The sequence below is a fragment of the Kitasatospora sp. NPDC059088 genome, from assembly GCF_042738155.1.
GTDB lineage: Bacteria > Actinomycetota > Actinomycetes > Streptomycetales > Streptomycetaceae > Kitasatospora.
On sequence record NZ_JBHYGR010000034.1, the window covers coordinates 12,725 to 29,952 of the forward strand.

General features: G+C 71.7%; 14 protein-coding genes. 9 read left to right on the top strand and 5 right to left on the bottom strand.

Annotated features, from left to right (window positions below):
* Nucleotides 1-328: 328 nt before the first annotated feature.
* The 3 genes from ACFWXO_RS17520 to clpX all read left to right on the top strand — a co-directional run bounded on the left by ACFWXO_RS17520 (nucleotide 329) and on the right by clpX (nucleotide 3,155).
* Nucleotides 329-943, top strand: coding sequence for an ATP-dependent Clp protease proteolytic subunit (locus ACFWXO_RS17520; protein WP_329931219.1), 615 nt, complete (start codon nucleotides 329-331; stop codon nucleotides 941-943).
* Nucleotides 944-999: 56 nt separating this feature from the next.
* Nucleotides 1,000-1,662, top strand: coding sequence for an ATP-dependent Clp protease proteolytic subunit (locus tag ACFWXO_RS17525; RefSeq protein ID WP_375893090.1), 663 nt, complete (start codon nucleotides 1,000-1,002; stop codon nucleotides 1,660-1,662).
* Between the two features lie 203 nt (nucleotides 1,663-1,865).
* Entirely contained in the window at nucleotides 1,866-3,155 is a 1,290-nt protein-coding gene (gene clpX / locus ACFWXO_RS17530; protein ID WP_030283761.1) for an ATP-dependent Clp protease ATP-binding subunit ClpX, read from the top strand.
* Between the two features lie 212 nt (nucleotides 3,156-3,367).
* Here clpX and ACFWXO_RS17535 read toward each other — a convergent pair whose 3' ends face one another.
* Both ACFWXO_RS17535 and ACFWXO_RS17540 read right to left on the bottom strand, forming a co-directional pair.
* A complete protein-coding gene (locus tag ACFWXO_RS17535; RefSeq protein ID WP_380524790.1) occupies nucleotides 3,368-4,180 on the bottom strand; it encodes a hypothetical protein in 813 nt (270 codons plus the stop codon).
* 91 nt (nucleotides 4,181-4,271) lie between these two features.
* Nucleotides 4,272-5,111: a hypothetical protein gene (locus ACFWXO_RS17540; RefSeq protein WP_380524791.1), complete on the bottom strand. Its 840-nt coding sequence runs from the start codon at nucleotides 5,109-5,111 to the stop codon at nucleotides 4,272-4,274.
* Between the two features lie 190 nt (nucleotides 5,112-5,301).
* Between ACFWXO_RS17540 and ACFWXO_RS17545 the strand changes: the two genes are divergently transcribed.
* A complete protein-coding gene (locus ACFWXO_RS17545) occupies nucleotides 5,302-7,938 on the top strand; it encodes a valine--tRNA ligase (RefSeq protein WP_375893094.1) in 2,637 nt (878 codons plus the stop codon).
* A gap of 390 nt (nucleotides 7,939-8,328) precedes the next feature.
* Nucleotides 8,329-8,853 (top strand): hypothetical protein, encoded by a 525-nt coding sequence (locus ACFWXO_RS17550; protein ID WP_375893096.1) that lies wholly within the window; start codon nucleotides 8,329-8,331, stop codon nucleotides 8,851-8,853.
* A gap of 18 nt (nucleotides 8,854-8,871) precedes the next feature.
* On the opposite strand, the gene ACFWXO_RS17555 is transcribed toward ACFWXO_RS17550, so the two are convergent.
* The 3 genes from ACFWXO_RS17555 to ACFWXO_RS17565 form a co-directional block, all read right to left on the bottom strand.
* Entirely contained in the window at nucleotides 8,872-10,422 is a 1,551-nt protein-coding gene (locus tag ACFWXO_RS17555; protein ID WP_380524792.1) for a chitinase, read from the bottom strand.
* 162 nt (nucleotides 10,423-10,584) lie between these two features.
* A complete protein-coding gene (gene wecB, locus ACFWXO_RS17560) occupies nucleotides 10,585-11,757 on the bottom strand; it encodes a non-hydrolyzing UDP-N-acetylglucosamine 2-epimerase (RefSeq protein ID WP_380524794.1) in 1,173 nt (390 codons plus the stop codon).
* Between the two features lie 43 nt (nucleotides 11,758-11,800).
* A complete protein-coding gene (locus tag ACFWXO_RS17565) occupies nucleotides 11,801-13,234 on the bottom strand; it encodes a glycosyltransferase (protein WP_380524795.1) in 1,434 nt (477 codons plus the stop codon).
* Between the two features lie 230 nt (nucleotides 13,235-13,464).
* Between ACFWXO_RS17565 and ACFWXO_RS17570 the strand changes: the two genes are divergently transcribed.
* The 4 genes from ACFWXO_RS17570 (at nucleotide 13,465) to ACFWXO_RS17585 (ending at nucleotide 17,073) form a co-directional block, all read left to right on the top strand.
* Nucleotides 13,465-14,856, top strand: a complete 1,392-nt coding sequence (locus ACFWXO_RS17570; protein ID WP_380524796.1) for a bifunctional folylpolyglutamate synthase/dihydrofolate synthase — start codon at nucleotides 13,465-13,467, stop codon at nucleotides 14,854-14,856.
* Nucleotide 14,857: 1 nt separating this feature from the next.
* Nucleotides 14,858-15,211 (top strand): DUF4233 domain-containing protein, encoded by a 354-nt coding sequence (locus tag ACFWXO_RS17575; protein WP_375893104.1) that lies wholly within the window; start codon nucleotides 14,858-14,860, stop codon nucleotides 15,209-15,211.
* 92 nt (nucleotides 15,212-15,303) lie between these two features.
* Entirely contained in the window at nucleotides 15,304-15,717 is a 414-nt protein-coding gene (gene ndk / locus ACFWXO_RS17580) for a nucleoside-diphosphate kinase (RefSeq protein ID WP_375893106.1), read from the top strand.
* 330 nt (nucleotides 15,718-16,047) lie between these two features.
* Nucleotides 16,048-17,073: a rod shape-determining protein gene (locus tag ACFWXO_RS17585; protein WP_317621116.1), complete on the top strand. Its 1,026-nt coding sequence runs from the start codon at nucleotides 16,048-16,050 to the stop codon at nucleotides 17,071-17,073.
* The last annotated feature ends 155 nt before the right edge of the window (nucleotides 17,074-17,228 follow it).

Below are 17,228 nucleotides of genomic sequence, written 5' to 3' on the forward strand. Positions count from 1 at the left end.
GGGGCCGCCCCGCCGCGTGACCCCCCCGTGTGGCCCCCCGCGGCGTGCTCCCCCCGCCCCCCCCCGGGGGGCCCGCCCCGGCCCCCCGCCCCCCCCCCGGCCCCCGGGCCCCGTCGTCGTCCCACCGCGCACCCGGGTGCCCCCGCGACCCTGCGCTCACAGCGAACAGTTCTGCGTGAGGGATTCTGCGGCCGGGCCTGCGCGTTAGGGTCCTTGGACAGCAACAATCACGACGTGATACCCGGAAGCTGTGCGACACCGTGACGGCCGCCCGGCGACCGTCCACATCGACTGAGCAGGTGGCTAAGTGACGTTCCCGCAGATGCAGATGGGCCCGATGGCGCCGCACGCCGCCTCTGGTGACGTGCTCGGCGGCCTGGGTGACCAGGTCTACAACCGGCTGCTCAACGAGCGGATCATCTTCCTCGGCCAGCAGGTCGACGACGACATCGCCAACAAGATCACCGCGCAGCTGCTACTGCTGGCCGCGGACCCCGAGAAGGACATCTTCCTCTACATCAACTCCCCGGGCGGCTCGATCTCGGCGGGCATGGCGATCTACGACACCATGCAGTACATCAAGAACGACGTCGTCACCATCGCCATGGGCATGGCCGCCTCGATGGGTCAGTTCCTGCTGACCGCCGGCGCCAAGGGCAAGCGCTTCTCGCTGCCGAACGCCAACATCCTGATGCACCAGCCCTCCGCGGGCCTCGGCGGCTCCGCCACGGACATCCGCATCCAGGCCGAGCAGCTGCTCCGCACCAAGAAGCGGATGTCCGAGCTGATCGCCTTCCACAGCGGCCAGTCCTTCGAGCAGATCACCCGGGACTCCGACCGCGACCGCTGGTTCACCCCGGAGGAGGCCCTGGAGTACGGCCTCATCGACGCGATCATGCACAGCGCCGCGGACGTCCCCGGCGGCGGCGGCACGGGCGCCTGAGCCTCGGCCCGGCCCACGAGACCACAGCCACAACGCCCCGGAGGACAAGAACCCCCATGAACATCCCCAGCCTGTCGGCCGCCAAGGCCCGCGTCGAGGACATGCGCGCCGAGGGTCGCTACATCGTCCCGCGCTTCGTCGAGCGCACCACGCAGGGCATCCGCGAGTACGACCCGTACGCCAAGCTGTTCGAGGAGCGCATCATCTTCCTCGGCTCGCAGGTCGACGACGTCTCGGCGAACGACATCATGGCGCAGCTGCTGTGCCTGGAGTCGATGGACCCGGACCGCGAGATCCAGATGTACATCAACTCGCCCGGCGGCTCGTTCACGGCCCTGACGGCCATCTACGACACCATGCAGTACGTCAAGCCGGACATCACCACGGTCTGCATGGGCCAGGCGGCCTCCGCCGCGGCCGTGCTGCTCGCCGCCGGCACCCCCGGCAAGCGGATGGCGCTGCCGAACGCCCGCATCCTGATCCACCAGCCGTACACCGAGACCGGCCGCGGCCAGGTGTCCGACCTGGAGATCCAGGCCAAGGAGATCTTCCGGATGCGCGAGCAGCTGGAGCAGATGCTCTCCAAGCACTCCAACAAGCCGGTGGAGCAGGTGCGCGAGGACATCGAGCGCGACAAGATCCTGACCGCCGAGGAGGCCCTGGAGTACGGCCTGGTGGACCAGATCATCTCGACCCGCAAGACCTCGCTGACCTCCTGAGGCCGGTTCCGTCGGGGGGCGCTGTCACGGCATCTGTTCGGTATCAATTCGCCCAGGGCGTAGGGCAGACCCGGCGAAGAGGACGGAATCACGGGCCCGGCAGAGTACCGTCGGATAGCGAGACCGAGCGCCGTCGGCGCGGACGGTCCACAGCACCAGGCCCCGGAACCCCCGCGGGGCCCCTGGCGAAGGGGAAGCACCTCGTGGCACGCATCGGAGACGGTGGCGACCTGCTCAAGTGCTCGTTCTGCGGCAAGTCGCAGAAGCAGGTGAAGAAGCTGATCGCCGGCCCAGGCGTGTACATCTGCGACGAGTGCATCGACCTGTGCAACGAGATCATCGAGGAGGAACTCGCCGAGACCTCCGAGGTCCGCTTCGAGGAGCTCCCGAAGCCGCGTGAGATCTACGAGTTCCTGGACCAGTACGTGGTCGGCCAGGACCTCGCCAAGAAGGCGCTGTCGGTCGCGGTCTACAACCACTACAAGCGGGTCCAGGCGGGCGAGGCCGGCCGTAGCGGCGGCAACGGCCGCGAGGACGCGATCGAGCTGGCCAAGTCGAACATCCTGCTGCTGGGCCCCACCGGCTCCGGCAAGACCCTGCTGGCGCAGACCCTGGCCCGGATGCTGAACGTCCCCTTCGCGATCGCGGACGCCACCGCGCTGACCGAGGCCGGCTACGTCGGCGAGGACGTCGAGAACATCCTGCTCAAGCTGATCCAGGCGGCCGACTACGACGTCAAGAAGGCCGAGACCGGGATCATCTACATCGACGAGATCGACAAGGTCGCGCGCAAGAGCGAGAACCCGTCGATCACCCGCGACGTCTCCGGCGAGGGCGTGCAGCAGGCGCTGTTGAAGATCCTGGAGGGCACCACCGCCTCGGTGCCGCCGCAGGGCGGGCGCAAGCACCCGCACCAGGAGTTCATCCAGATCGACACCACCAACGTGCTGTTCATCGTCGGCGGTGCCTTCGCCGGCCTGGAGCGGATCATCGAGGGCCGCGCGGGTGCCAAGGGCATCGGCTTCGGCGCCAACATCCGCTCCAAGCGCGAGTCGGACGCCAGCGACCACTTCCGCCAGGTGATGCCCGAGGACCTGGTGAAGTTCGGCATGATCCCCGAGTTCATCGGCCGTCTGCCGGTGATCACCAGCGTGCACAACCTGGACCGCGAGGCGCTGCTGCAGATCCTCACCGAGCCGAAGAACGCGCTGGTCAAGCAGTACCGCAAGCTCTTCGAACTGGACGGCGTGGAGCTGGAGTTCTCCCGGGACGCGCTGGAGGCGATCGCCGACCAGGCGATCCTGCGCGGCACCGGCGCGCGCGGTCTGCGGGCCATCATGGAGGAGGTGCTGATGTCCGTGATGTACGAGGTCCCCTCGCGTCAGGACGTCGCCCGCGTGGTGGTCACCGGGGACGTCGTCTCCAAGCACGCCATCCCCACCCTCGTCCCGCGCGACATGATCAAGCGCGAGCGCCGCGACAAGAGCGCCTGAGTCCGGGCCGAGGGCCGGCGGCCGGCGGGCGCGAAGGGGGCCCGCCCCAGGGTCGTATACACAACAGACGCGGCCCGCCAAAAATCCCACCCCGCCGCCCCCCACATCCCCCCCCCGCCCCCCGCCCCGCGCCCACCCGCCCGCGCCCCGCTACCGGCCCCCCCCCCCAAACCGCGGGCGGGGCCCCTTCGTCACCGCAGGCCCGGGCGGGCCTACTTGGGCACCTCGGCGACCGCGCGCAGGTCGCGGGTGTCGGCGGCGAGCTTGTCGATGTCGGGCTGGGTGCCGTCGTCGGAGCCCTTGAGCACCATGACGACGGTGCTCTTGTCGGCCCAGGCGCAGAGGGCCAGCTTGCTCTCGCCGCTCTGCGAGGTGGCGCACTCCATCTGGCCGCCCTTGGGGCCCGGGTCCACCGCGTGCCGGCCGCTGATCGTGCCGCCCGCGCCGGAGAAGCCGGCGAACATCTGGTCCAGCTCCTGCTTGGGCAGCAGCACCTTGCCGTAGACGCCGACCGCGATCAGCTGCGGGGTGGAGTCCGCGTCCTGGTAGACCCCGGCGACGCCGGTGGGCTTCCAATTGCCGTCGCCCTGGCCGATCTTGGAGGTCAGCTCGTCCTGCAGCTTCCCGGTCACCGCCGGGTCGTCGTTGGCCTTGAGGTCCTTGAAGGTCGCCGGCATCACGAGCTTCTCGGTGCCGGTGCCGCTGGTCACGTTCCAGGCGAGGTACCCGAACACGCCGATCAGGACGACCAGGACGGCGCCGACGGTGCCGAGCACGATCCACAGCGTGCGGCGCGACTTGCGCGGCGGCACCGGCGCGTACCCGCCGTAACCGGGGTAGGCCCCGGGCGCGCCCTCCGGGGTGCCCGGGTAGCCCGGGTAGCCGCCGGCCTCCGGCCCGCCGGGTGCGGGGTAGCCGGGCGGCGGGGCCTGCGGCGGGACACCGCCGTAGCCGGGGGCGGCCGGCGGCGGGGTCGCCGGGTACCCGGGCTGCGGCGGGGGCCCGTACGGGTTCTGGTCGGACATGCGGGACCCTTTCTGGGACGTCGCGCGTGGAGACCGCCGGGGGTACCGGCGGAGTGGTGCTGCCGCGGGGGCGGCCGGGCGGGGCCGCGGGTCAGCGGGCCACCTTCATGGCGTCGCGGACGGTGCGGGTCTTCTCCGCGGCCTGGTCGGGGGTGAGGCCCGAGTCGCTGCCGCCCGTGCTGCCGGTGGTGCCCAGGCTGAGGTGGCTGAACGTGACCCGGCCGTAGGTGGACTTGTCCGCCCAGACGCAGACCGTCGGGCCGGGCTTGCCGATGATGCTGGCGACGCCGCAGCTGAGCTTGCCGTCGGAGGCGTGGCCGTCCTTGGCGGGGAAGTCGGTCATCGGGGTGGACCAGGTCAGGCCGCCGCTGTCCTTCTTGGAGTCGGCGATGATCTGCGCGGGGTCGTTGAGGGAGCCGTAGATGCCGACGACCGACAGCGAGTCCATGTTCTTGACGTCGGCGCCCTTGCTGTAGCTGGCCACCAGCGCGTGCAGGTCGGTGCCGACCTTCGCGACCTCGGGCTTGCTCATGTCGGCGGCCTCCTCCTTCGCCGACTTCTGGACGTAGCCGTCGAGCAGCGTCTGCGGCGCGCTGAGCTTGTAGCGGCCGCCCGAGTCGCTGCCGGCGCCGAGGAACTTCCAGGCGGCGAAGCCGCCGCCGCCGAGCACCAGGGCGCCGACGACGAGGCCGACCACCAGGCCGCCCTTGCCCTTGCGCGGCGGTGCCGGGTAGCCCGGCTGGCCGTACGGGCCCTGCGGGGGCACGCCGTACTGCGGTTGCGGGGCGCCGTAGGGCTGCTGCGGCGGGTACCCGTACTGGGGCTGCGGGGCGCCGTAGGGCTGCTGCGGCGGCGGTGCGCCGTAGGGCTGGCCGCCGTAGGGCTGGCCCTGTGGCGGCGGATACTGCTGTCCCTGTCCCTGGCCGTACATGTGTCCTCGTGCTCCCCCGCCGCACTCGCGGCCGATCTTCGTATGGGTATGTCCGTGCACGCCCGGTCACCCGGACGAGTGCCCGGGCACGCTACCGCACGGCACCGGCGGCGGGAGCGCCCGGACCGGCCGAGTCCGCGGACCGAAAGCGGTTCGTAACCAGCGCCCACGGTTACGTAAACTGTGCGTCGTGACCGACACGACGAACCAGCGCCCCGTGAGCACCACCGGGGACGATGCGGCAACCCTCCCGACGACCTACACCCCCGCGGACGTAGAGGGCGAGCTGTACGAGCGCTGGGTGGACCGTGGCTACTTCACCGCGGACGCGAAGAGCGACAAGCCCGCGTACACGATCGTCATCCCCCCGCCGAACGTCACCGGCGTCCTGCACCTCGGTCACGCCTTCCAGCACACGCTGATGGACGCGCTGACCCGCCGCAAGCGCATGCAGGGCTTCGAGACGCTCTGGCTGCCCGGCATGGACCACGCGGGCATCGCGACCCAGAACAAGGTCGAGCAGCAGCTCGCCGAGGCCGGTCTCTCCCGCCACGACCTGGGCCGCGAGGCCTTCGTGGAGAAGGTCTGGGAGTGGAAGCAGAGCTACGGCGGCCGCATCCTCGGCCAGATGCGCCGCCTCGGCGACGGCGTGGACTGGTCGCGCGAGCGCTTCACCATGGACGAGGGCCTGTCCCAGGCCGTCCAGACCATCTTCAAGCGCCTGTTCGACGACGGCCTGATCTACCGCGCCGAGCGCATCATCAACTGGTGCCCGCGCTGCCTCACCGCGCTGTCCGACATCGAGGTGGAGCACGAGGACACGCCGGGCGAGCTGGTCTCGATCCGCTACGGCGACGGTGACGACTCGATCGTCGTCGCCACCACCCGGGCCGAGACGATGCTGGGCGACACCGCGGTGGCCGTCCACCCGGACGACGAGCGCTACCGGCACCTGGTCGGCCGGACCATCAAGCTGCCGCTGACCGACCGGGAGATCCCGGTCGTCGCCGACGAGCACGTCGACCCGGAGTTCGGCACCGGCGCCGTCAAGGTGACGCCCGCGCACGACCCGAACGACTTCGCCATCGGCCAGCGCCACGGCCTGCCGAACCTGACGGTGATGGACGAGCGCGGTGCGATCACCGTGCACGGCCCCTTCCTCGGCCTGGACCGGATGGAGGCCCGTTCGGCCGTCGTCGGCGCGCTGCGCGAGCAGGGCCGGATCGTCGCCGAGAAGCGCCCGTACATGCACGCCGTCGGCCACTGCTCGCGCTGCCACACCGTGGTCGAGCCGCGGCTGTCGCTGCAGTGGTGGGTCAAGGTCGAGCCGCTGGCCAAGGCCGCCGGCGACGCCGTCCGCGACGGCAAGGTGGAGATCCACCCGAAGGAGCTGGAGCGCCGCTACTTCGACTGGGTCGACAACATGTACGACTGGTGCATCTCGCGCCAGCTCTGGTGGGGCCACCGGATCCCGGTCTGGTACGGCCCCGAGGGCGAGGTCGTCTGCGTCGGACCGGACGAGCAGCCGCCGACCGGCGAGGGCTGGGTCCAGGACCCGGACGTCCTGGACACCTGGTTCTCCTCCGGCCTGTGGCCGTTCTCCACGCTGGGCTGGCCGGAGAAGACCGCCGACCTGGAGAAGTTCTACCCGACCGACGTCCTGCTGACGGGCCACGACATCATCTTCTTCTGGGTCGCCCGGATGATGATGTTCGGCCTGTACGCGATGGACGGCGAGGCGCCGTTCAAGACCGTCGCGCTGACCGGCCTGGTCCGCGACGAGTTCGGCAAGAAGATGTCGAAGTCCTCCGGCACCGCGGTGGACCCGCTGGACTGGATGGACGCCTACGGCGCCGACGCCGTCCGCTTCACCCTGGCCGGCGGCGCCAACCCGGGCGCCGACGTGCCGATCGGCGAGGACTGGGTCAAGGGCTCGCGCAACTTCTGCAACAAGATCTGGAACGCGACCCGCTTCGCGCTGATGAACGGCGCCACCACCGAGGGCCCGCTGCCGGCGCCCGAGGAGATGACCGCGGTCGACCGCTGGATCCTGTCGCGGCTGAACGCCACCGTCGCCAAGGTGGACGGGCTGTACGAGGACTACCAGTTCGCCAAGCTCTCGGACGCGCTGTACCACTTCGCCTGGGACGAGGTCTTCGACTGGTACGTGGAGCTCTCCAAGACCACCCTGGCCAAGGGCGGCCCGCAGGCCGACGCCTCGCGCCGGGTCCTGGGCGAGGTCCTGGACGTCACCCTGCGGCTGCTGCACCCGGTCGTCCCGTTCGTCACCGAGGCGCTGTGGACCACCCTCACCGGCGCCGAGTCGCTGGTCGTCGCCGAGTGGCCGAAGGACAGCGGCTACCGCGACGCGGCCGCCGAGTCGGAGGTCGCCACGCTGCAGCAGGTGGTCACCGAGGTCCGCCGGTTCCGCTCGGACCAGGGCCTGCAGCCCGCGCAGCGCGTCCCGGCCCAGCTGGAGCTGGCCGGCACCGTGCTGGCCGTCCACGAGGACGCGATCCGCTCGCTGCTGCGGCTGACCGTCCCCGAGGAGGGCTTCGCGGCCACCGCCTCGCTGCCGGTGGCCGGTGCCACCGTCGCGCTGGACCTCTCCGGCACCATCGACGTCGCGGCGGAGCGCAAGCGCCTCGCCAAGGACCTCGCGGCCGCCGAGAAGGAGAAGACCCAGACCACCGCCAAGCTCGGCAACGAGGCCTTCCTGGCCAAGGCGCCGGACGAGGTGGTCGCCAAGATCCGGGGCCGTCAGGAGGCCGCCGAGGCCGACATCGCCCGGATCACCGCCCAGCTCGCGGCGCTGCCGCAGGGCTGAGCCCGCACCGCCCCTGGGGGCCGCATCCCGCGACGCGCGGGGTGCGGCCCCTCGGCGTTCTCCGGCGTGCCCGATTCTCGGCGTGCTCCTTCCGGCGTGCTCCTTCCGGCGTGCTCCTTCGGGCGCGCTGGTTGCGGCGCGTTCGTTTGCGGCGCGCCGTTTTCGGCGGGCCCGGCGGGACGGTCACTACGCCTAATAGAGCAGCAACATTGCTCCCTTCCGGCGAATATTCATCCTGGACCGGGTGAGGTCCTATTCCGAGCGAATTGATTCCGGTCTTGCCCGCGCGCGTTCGCGGAAGTTTTCAGGTCGGATGTGTACGGTGTGCTCGGAGTTTCCGAAGGTGTTTCTGCTGAGCGTTCCTGCTGAGCGACGGACGGGAGGCATGGCGTGGTGGTGACCGAGGAGTTGGCCCAGGAACTGCCTGCCGAGGCGGTCGAGGAGGCCAAGGCCAGGGCGGCGACCCTGCTGCTCGCCTTCCGCCACGGCAACCAGCTCGCGTTCGACCACGAGTTGGACCTGCTGCTGGCGGAGAACGCCGAGCGGGAGGTGACCGCCCTGCTCACCTGGATCGCCGCCGAGGCCGTCCGCAAGGCGTACGCCCCCGAGGTCGGCGACCGGGTGCTGCGGGCGATGGCCCGCCGGGCCCCTCTGGACGGCGGCGCCGTCCAGGTGGACGAGGAGAGCGCGAACGCCGCCCAGCTGATCGAGGCGGTCGCGGACGGCCGGGTGGCCGAGGTTCGCGGCCTGGTCGCGGCGACGGCGGACACCACCTTCCTGCTCGGCGGTCTGCTGCAGGGCGTCGCGATGATGCTGCCGCTGCTGCCCGAGGGTGAACTGGCCGAGATCACGGCCGAGTTGCGCCGCCGGCACGGCGGCTGCGCGCACGTCCCGGAGGCCCGGGCCGGGGTCTGACCCCGGCCCGGGGGCGGCTCACGGCATGGCGTGCAGGTGGGCGCCGATGGTGGCGGAGACTGGATTGCCCGCCCTGGCGTCCCAGTTGGTCGACCAGGTCATCGCCCCGCCGATGCCGGGCCAGGCGGTGTCCGGCCGGTAGCTGCCGCAGCCGGTGCCGGAGGCCAGGCAGTCCAGCGCCTTGTTCACCGTGCCGGGGTCGGTGTAGCCGCCGCCGGCGGCGCTGGTGGAGGCCGGCACCCCGAGCCCGACCTGGTCGGGCCGCAGTCCGCCCTTGAGCTGGATGCAGGCCAGGGCGGTGAGGAAGTCCTCGGTGCCCTGGGAGTAGACGTTGCCGTCGCAGCCGTTCATCGCACCGGAGTTGTAGTACTGCATGTTGACGATGGTGAGGACGTCCTTCACGTTCAGCGCCAGCTTGAAGTACTCCATCCCGGTCGACTGCATGTCGATGGTCTGCGGCGCCATGGTGAGGACGAACCCGCTGCCCGCCCGCGCCGCCAGGGAGTGCAGCGCCTGGCCCATGTAGGTGGAGTCGATGCCGTTCTCCAGGTCGATGTCGATCCCGTCGAAGCCGTAGTTCTGCAGCAGGGCCCAGGCGGTGTCGGCGAAGGTCGCGGCGGAGGCGGAGTCGCCCACCCAGACCGTGCCGTTCTGGCCGCCGACGGAGAGCACCACCCGCTTCCCGGCCGCCCGCTTGGCCGCGATGTCGGCCTTGAACTGGGCGTCGGTGTAGCCGCCGAGCTTGGTGGACAGGGCCGGGTCCAGGGCGAAGCCCAGGCCGCCGCGGGTGGCGGTGGCGTCGGCGAAGGCGACCGCGATGATGTCGTAGGCGGCCGGGACGTCGCTGATCCGCTGCACCGTGGCGCCGTTGTCGAAGTTCTGCCAGTACCCGGTGAGGACGTGCTTGGGCAGGCCGGGCGGCCTGGTCGGGGTGGACGTGCCGGTGGGGGTGGGCGTGCCGGTGCCCGTGCCGGTGGCCGTCGGGCTCGGTGAGGCGGTGCCGGTGGCGGTCGCCGTGGCCGTCGGGCTGGGGGAGGGCTGCGGCCCGCCGGGTCCGAGCAGGGTGACGTCGTCGGCGAGGAAGGCCGGCTGGGCGTACCAGCCGTGCAGGTAGACGGTGACGCTGGTGGTGCCCGGGCCGGTGGTGAAGCTCGTGCTCAGCCGGCTCCAGCCGGTGCCGCCGGGGGTCCAGGTGCTCGGATCGCCGCCGCCGGTGCCGCGGGCGCCCAGGTAGACGTACGAGCCCTGGACCCAGGAGCTCAGGGTGTACGAGGAGGAGGGCTTCACCGACACGGTCTGGGTGCACTCGCCGGTGTCCGAGCCGGCGGGGGTGGACTGCAGGGCGTACCGGCCGGAGTGGGCGCCGGCGCTCTGGACCGTGCCGTTGGAGCAGGTCCAGCCGGAGAGGTCGCCGGTCTCGAAGCCGCCGTTGGTGATCAGGTCGGTGTCGGCGGCGTGTGCGCCGGTGCCGTCGGCCAGGACGAGCCCGCCGAGGCCGAGGACGAGGGCGCAGGTGCCGGCGAGCAGCGGGTGGAGGGCGCGCGGGCGCCGGTGTCGGGCAGGTGGCATGACTCCATCTCCAGTGGGGGAGGCCCGGCGGCGCTGGGTGGGGTCAGTGCCGTCCGGGGTGTCGATGGTGCGCGTGCGGGAGCTACCGACAACTCAAGTCCCGGTCGGGAACGGAGACTTGCCTCACAAGGTGGAGTAGACCAATCCGGCTGTCAAGAGGCCCTACGCGGCCAGCGGGGCGTCCTGGGCGGCGTCGCTCCCGGCGGTCCCGGTGCTCCCGGCGGGTCCGGCCAGGGCGGCGGTCAGCGTGGCGATCCGGGCCGAGGCGCGGCCGTCGCCGTACGGGCTCGGGGTGGCGGCCAGTCGGGCCAGCCGCTCGGGGGTGTCGGACAGCCAGCCGCGGGCCAGCTCGCCGAGCTCCTCGCCGGGCCGCACCAGCGCGGCGAAGCCGGCGTCGACCGCCTCCGGGCGCTCGGTGGAGCGGCGCACCACCAGCAGCGGACGGCCGAGCACGGTGCACTCCTCCTGCACGCCGCCGGAGTCGGAGACCAGCAGCGCCGCGTGGCTCGCCAGGCCGAGGAAGTCGCCGTAGCCGACCGGCTCGGTGACGGCCAGGCGCTCCAGCAGGGCGTCCAGTGCGAAGCGCGCGACGGCGGCCCGGGTGCGCGGGTGCATCGGGAACAGCACCGGGGTGCCGGCCCGGGCGATCCGGTCCAGCTCGGCGAGTACGGCGCCGAGCGCCTCGGCGGTGTCGGTGTTCTCCGGGCGGTGCACGGTGGCCAGCACGTACCCGTCCGGGCGCAGCCCGTGCGCGGCGAGCAGCGCGGCGCGGGTGGCGGCGTCGGGCAGCTGACGGCGGACCACCTCGACCACGGTGTTGCCGGTGAGTTCGATCCGCCCCCGGTCGAGGGACTCGGCGCGCAGGTTGGCGACGTTGTCCTCGGTGGCGGCGCAGAGCAGGTCGGAGACGTGGTCGACCATCACCCGGTTGTGCTCCTCGGGCATCGCCCGGTCGTAGCTGCGCAGCCCGGCCTCGACGTGCACCAGCGGGATCTCCCGGGCGTTGGCGGCCAGCGCTCCGGCGAGGGTGGCGTTGGTGTCGCCCTGGACGACGACGGCGGCGGGGCGGTCCTCGGCGAAGGCGGCGTCCAGCTGGCCGAGGGACTGGGCGATCTGGCCGGCCCGGGGGCGGCCGCCGACGCCGGTGAGCAGCTCGGGCTCCGGCAGGTCGAGGTCGCGCAGGAAGCGGCCGGACATCGCCTCGTCCCAGTGCTGGCCGGTGTGCACCAGCCGGGTGGCGTCGCCGAGTTCGTGGATCAGCGGGGCGAGCTTGACCAGCTCGGGGCGGGTGCCGAGGACGACGGCGACGCTGTTCGGGGGCAGGCACGTGCTCATGCGGGGGCTCCGGGAGGACGACGCGGGGTGGGGGAGTGGGGGCTCAGGACTCGAGCGCGGTGGGGGCGCCGACGGCGACCTTCTCGGCGTTGCGCCGGGTCTTGGCCCAGCCGTTGCGGCCGAGCAGCAGTCGGACGGCGGCCCGGGCGGCGACCACGAAGAGGTGGTAGGCGTACAGCCACACCAGGACGCCCCAGAGCAGTCCGGTGAGCCAGCTGCGGTCCGGGTGGACGGCCCTGCGGTAGGCGAGGCCCCAGAACACCATCGGCAGGGTGGCGAGCACGAAGGCGAGCAGCATCCACGGGCCGAACCGGAGCTGGAAGTCGGCGGTCTCGGCGGGGAAGAGCACCAGCCCGGCGGTGGTGATGGCGAGCGAGAGCGGGAAGAGCAGCACCAGCAGGACGCAGACCACCGGCTGGAGGAAGGTGTAGAGCACCTCGGCCTTGCCGGAGGCCGGGTAGTGCGGGGAGCGCAGCACCCGGCCGGTGTAGCGCAGGCACTGCATGTTGCCCTGGGCCCAGCGGGTGCGTTGGGTGAGGAAGCGGCGCAGCGAGACCAGGCCCTCCTGGGAGACCTGGGCCTCGGTGACGTGGGTGAGCCGCCAGCCGGCCAGGCGCAGGTCGAGGCCGGACTCGTAGTCCTCCAGCAGGGCGCGCTCGGGCCAGGGGCGGCCGGCCCGGCCCTCCTCGGCGGTGAGCGAGTCGAGGGCGGTGAGCCGGACGAACTGGCCGTTGCCGCCGAGGCCGACGCTGCCGGTGCGGCGGCGCAGCAGCTGCATGCCGGCGTTGTTGGCCTGGAACTCGACGTCCTGCATCCGGACCAGGGCGCGGGCGAGGGCGTTGGCGGTGCGGCCGCGGCCGGGCAGCGGGCGTTCGTCGTCGGCGTTGCGCATCCGGACGCCGATCTGGACGGCGCCGGTGTCGGGACGGCCGAGGGCCTTGGGGTTGCAGACCTGGCCGAGGGTGCCGGGGTCGAGCTGTCCGTCGGCGTCGACCACGCCGATGACCACCCGGGAGCGGTCGGTGGACTCGGGGAGCCAGGCGGAGATCTCGCGGTAGGCGGCGTTGAGCGCGGCGCCCTTGCCGATCCGGGCGTGCGGGCGGCGGCGCTGGACGAGGTGGATCCGCGGGTCGCGGGCCGCGGCGGCGAGGACGAGTTCGCGGGTGGCGTCCTCGCTGTCGTCGTCGATCACCCAGAGGTGGGCCTCGGGCGCGCTGGTCCGCAGGCCGTCCAGGGTCTGGGTGACCACGGCCTCCTCGTCGCGGCAGGGGATGACCAGGTGCCACTGGAGGGCGGCGGGGTCGCCGGGCGGGGCGGGGCGGCTGTGCCGGAAGGCGTGGCGGGAGCCGGCCCAGTACACGAGGAAGCGTCCGAAGACGAGGGCCATGTAGCCGACGAGGGCCAGGGAGATCAGTCCGGCGAACCAGACGACGGCGTCCTGGCGGAGCACGATCCAGTCGTGCAGGGCGTCGGGCATGGCGCAGTGCTCCTCGTGATCAAAGGCTGTCGGCTCCTGTGGGTTGCGAATCGATGCTCCATTGCCGTACAAACTCGCTGAATCGATAGTAAAGGGAGCAAACTCAAGAAGCCGGGCAAAGACGGGGCAAAGTGGCCGTTCTCACCCCGCGCCCACCCCGCCGCGATCCCGTCGGCGCCGTTCCCCTCGCCCTGTGAGGACGGGCCGCCGCCGCTCCGTAGACTGTGGACGTGAGCGACAAGGCCGACCCGAATCCGTACACCCTCCGCCCCTCCGACGACAGCACCGGCGACGCCCTGCGCGACGTCGAACTGGAGCTCTCCAAGCGCTGGCCGGAGAACAAACTGGAGCCCTCGCTCGACCGGATCGAGGCGCTGATGGACATCCTGGGCCAGCCCCAGGGGTCCTTCCCCTCCATCCACATCACCGGCACCAACGGCAAGACCTCCACCGCCCGGATGATCGAGCAGCTGCTCAACACCTTCGAACTGCGCACGGGCCGCTACACCAGCCCGCACGTGGAGAGTGTCACCGAGCGGATCACCCTGGACGGCGCCCCGATCAGCCCGGAGCGCTTCGTCGAGGTCTACCGCGACATCGAGCCCTACGTGCAGATGGTCGACGCCGCGCAGCCCGTCCCGATGTCCTTCTTCGAGGTGCTCACCGGCATGGCCTACGCGGCCTTCGCCGACGCCCCGGTGGACGTCGGGGTGGTCGAGGTCGGCATGGGCGGTTCCTGGGACGCCACCAACGTCATCGACTCCGCCGTCGCCGTGATCACCCCGATCGGGCTGGACCACACCGACAAGCTCGGCAACACCACCGGCGAGATCGCGGTCGAGAAGTCCGGGATCATCAAGTCCGGCGCCGTCGCCGTGGTCGCCCAGCAGCAGCTGGACGCCGCCCAGGTCATCCTGCGCCGGGCCGTCGAGGTGGACGCCACGGTCGCCCGCGAGGGCATGGAGTTCGGCGTGATCCGCCGTGAGCTCGCCGTCGGCGGCCAGCTGGTGACGCTGCGCGGGCTCGGCGGCGAGGAGTACGAGGACGTCTTCATCCCGCTGCACGGCGAGTACCAGGCGCACAACGCGGCGCTGGCGCTGGCCGCGGTCGAGGCCTTCTTCGGCGTCGGCGGCGCCCGCGGCGGCCAGCTGGACGTCGACAAGGTCCGCCAGGGCTTCTCCGGCGTCTCCTCGCCGGGCCGCCTGGAGATCGTCCGCCGCAGCCCCACGATCATCCTGGACGCCGCGCACAACCCGCACGGCGCCCGGGCCACCGTCGCCGCGATCAACGAGTCCTTCGGCTTCACCCGCCTGGTCGGCGTGATCGGCACCTCGGGGGACAAGGACGTGGCCGGCGTGCTGGAGGCCTTCGAGCCGATCCTGGCCGAGGTCGTCATCACCCAGAACTCCACCCACCGCGCCATGGACGTGGACGCCCTCGCGGCCCTGGCCGTCGAGATCTTCGGCGACGACCGCGTCCAGGTCGAGCCCCGCCTCGACGACGCCATCACCGCGGCCGTCACCCTGGCCGAGGAGGAGGGCGACCTCGGCGGCGCCGGGGTCCTGGTCACCGGTTCGGTCATCACGGTGGGCGAGGCCCGCCTGCTGCTCGGGAGGAAGTGACATGAGGACGCTCTGCTCCTCGACGCTGATCGGCGAGGCGCTGCTGGTGCTCTTCGCGGCGCTGGTCGCGATGCAGCTCTCCAGCGTCTCGACGGCCACCGTGTGGATCGTCAGCGGCATCGCGATGGCGCTCTGCATCGCGCTCTGCGGCATGATCAACCGCCCCGGCGCGGTGCAGATCGGCTGGGCGCTGCAGATCGGCCTGATCGCCAGCGGCTTCGTCCTGCCGACCATGTTCGGCCTCGGCGTGGTCTTCGCCGGCCTGTGGTGGTGCTCGGTGCACTACGGCCGCAAGGTCGACGAGTTCAAGGCCGCCCGCGCCGCCGCCACCGAGGCGCAGGCCCAGGCCGCCTGACCCCGGCCGGGTGGGCGCAACCGACCGGTCGTTCACGCAAGGTAACCTCTGCCCCGTACCGCACGTCGTACCAGATCACCAGGAGACGCACCGTGTCCCAGCGCACTCTCGTCCTGCTCAAGCCCGACGCCGTCCGCCGCGGCCTGGCGGGCGAGATCATCAGCCGCATCGAGCGCAAGGCCGGCTGGCAGCTGACCGCGGTCGAGCTGCGCACCTTCGACCGGGAGACCCTGGAGACCCACTACGCCGAGCACGTCGGCCGCCCGTTCTACGAGCCGCTGCTGGAGTTCATGACCTCCGGTCCGTCGATCGCGCTGATCGTCGAGGGCGAGGAGGTCGTCAAGGGCATCCGGATGCTGGCCGGCGCCACCAACCCGCTGGAGGCCGGCTCCGGCACCATCCGCGGCGACTACGCGACGATCACCCGCGAGAACCTGATCCACGCCTCCGACTCCCCGGAGTCCGCCGAGCGCGAGATCAAGATCTTCTTCCCCGCGAACGCCTGACGCGGAGTCCGTCTTCGGACGCCACGCCCCGGCAGGGACGTTGGTACCGCCCCGGTCGGGACCATTGGCCCGGCCGGGGCATTCTTATCGTGAAATAGGGAACTGGGAACGCCGACACGGCGTCCCAATGCTCGGAGAAGCGATCACGCTCCGGACAATGGACGGTATGCCCCGCGTCGATGTCCGTGCCGTGCGGCGTGACTACGATGGACGCGACTCAAGGGCCCGGTACGGCAGCTCAGCCGGTCTCCGCCCAAGCGTGGGCGCGCATCCGTCCACCCCCCAAGAACTCCGAGCCCGGGAAGGCACCCACACCCCATGGCGAGCAACCTGTCCTTCATCGGCCGCGACTTGGCGATCGACCTCGGAACAGCCAACACGCTGGTGTACGTCAGGGGCAAGGGGATCGTCCTCAACGAGCCGTCCGTCGTCGCGGTCAACACCAACACCGGCGGCATCCTGGCGGTCGGCGCCGAGGCCAAGAAGATGATCGGCCGCACGCCCGGCAACATCGTCGCCATCCGCCCGCTCAAGGACGGCGTGATCGCCGACTTCGAGATCACCGAGCGGATGCTGCGCTACTTCATCCTCAAGATCCACCGCCGCCGCTACCTGGCCCGCCCGCGGGTCGTGGTCTGCGTGCCCTCCGGCATCACCGGCGTCGAGCGCCGCGCCGTCATCGAGGCCTCCTCGCAGGCCGGCGCCCGCCAGGTGCACATCATCGAGGAGCCGATGGCCGCCGCGATCGGCGCCGGCCTGCCCGTCCACGAGGCCACCGGCAACATGGTCGTCGACATCGGCGGCGGCACCACCGAGGTCGCCGTCATCTCCCTCGGCGGCATCGTCACCGCCCAGTCCATCCGGGTGGCCGGCGACGAGCTGGACAACGCGATCGTCCAGCACATCAAGAAGGAGTACTCGCTCCTCCTCGGCGAGCGCAGCGCCGAACAGATCAAGATGAGCATCGGCAGCGCCTTCGGCATGGAGGGCGAGAAGGACGAGCACGCCGAGATCCGCGGCCGCGACCTGGTCAGCGGCCTGCCCAAGACCGTCGTCATCTCCGCCGCCGAGGTCCGCGCCGCCATCGACGAGCCGGTCAACTCGATCATCGACGCGGTCAAGACCACCCTCGACCAGTGCCCGCCCGAACTGGCCGGCGACGTCATGGACCGCGGCATCGTGCTCACCGGCGGCGGCGCCCTGCTGCGCGGCCTGGACGAGCGGCTGCGCCGCGAGACCGGCATGCCGATCCACATCGCCGAGAACCCGCTCGACTCCGTCGCGCTCGGCTCCGGCAAGTGCGTCGAGGAGTTCGAGGCGCTCCAGCAGGTACTGGACGCCTCGCCGCGCCGTTAGCACCACGACGACACCATCCGACACTCAACTGAACGGGCCGGCGCCCCGGCCCCCCCCCCCCCCGGCGGCGCCCCGGGACAGCAGGCGCGATACGACCCCCCGGCGGGGCCCCCGACTAAACCCGGGCGCGGGGGAGAGGGGGGGGGGCGGGTCGG

Bases quoted from the DNA above. Each gene is read 5' to 3' on its own strand.
- ACFWXO_RS17520 (WP_329931219.1), top strand. From the start codon at position 329: ATGGGCCCGATGGCGCCGCACGCCGCCTCTGGTGACGTGCTCGGCGGC.
- ACFWXO_RS17525 (WP_375893090.1), top strand. From the start codon at position 1,000: ATGAACATCCCCAGCCTGTCGGCCGCCAAGGCCCGCGTCGAGGACATG.
- ACFWXO_RS17535 (WP_380524790.1), bottom strand. From the start codon at position 4,180: ATGTCCGACCAGAACCCGTACGGGCCCCCGCCGCAGCCCGGGTACCCG.
- ACFWXO_RS17540 (WP_380524791.1), bottom strand. From the start codon at position 5,111: ATGTACGGCCAGGGACAGGGACAGCAGTATCCGCCGCCACAGGGCCAG.
- ACFWXO_RS17555 (WP_380524792.1), bottom strand. From the start codon at position 10,422: ATGCCACCTGCCCGACACCGGCGCCCGCGCGCCCTCCACCCGCTGCTC.
- wecB (WP_380524794.1), bottom strand. From the start codon at position 11,757: ATGAGCACGTGCCTGCCCCCGAACAGCGTCGCCGTCGTCCTCGGCACC.
- ACFWXO_RS17565 (WP_380524795.1), bottom strand. From the start codon at position 13,234: ATGCCCGACGCCCTGCACGACTGGATCGTGCTCCGCCAGGACGCCGTC.
- ACFWXO_RS17575 (WP_375893104.1), top strand. From the start codon at position 14,858: ATGAGGACGCTCTGCTCCTCGACGCTGATCGGCGAGGCGCTGCTGGTG.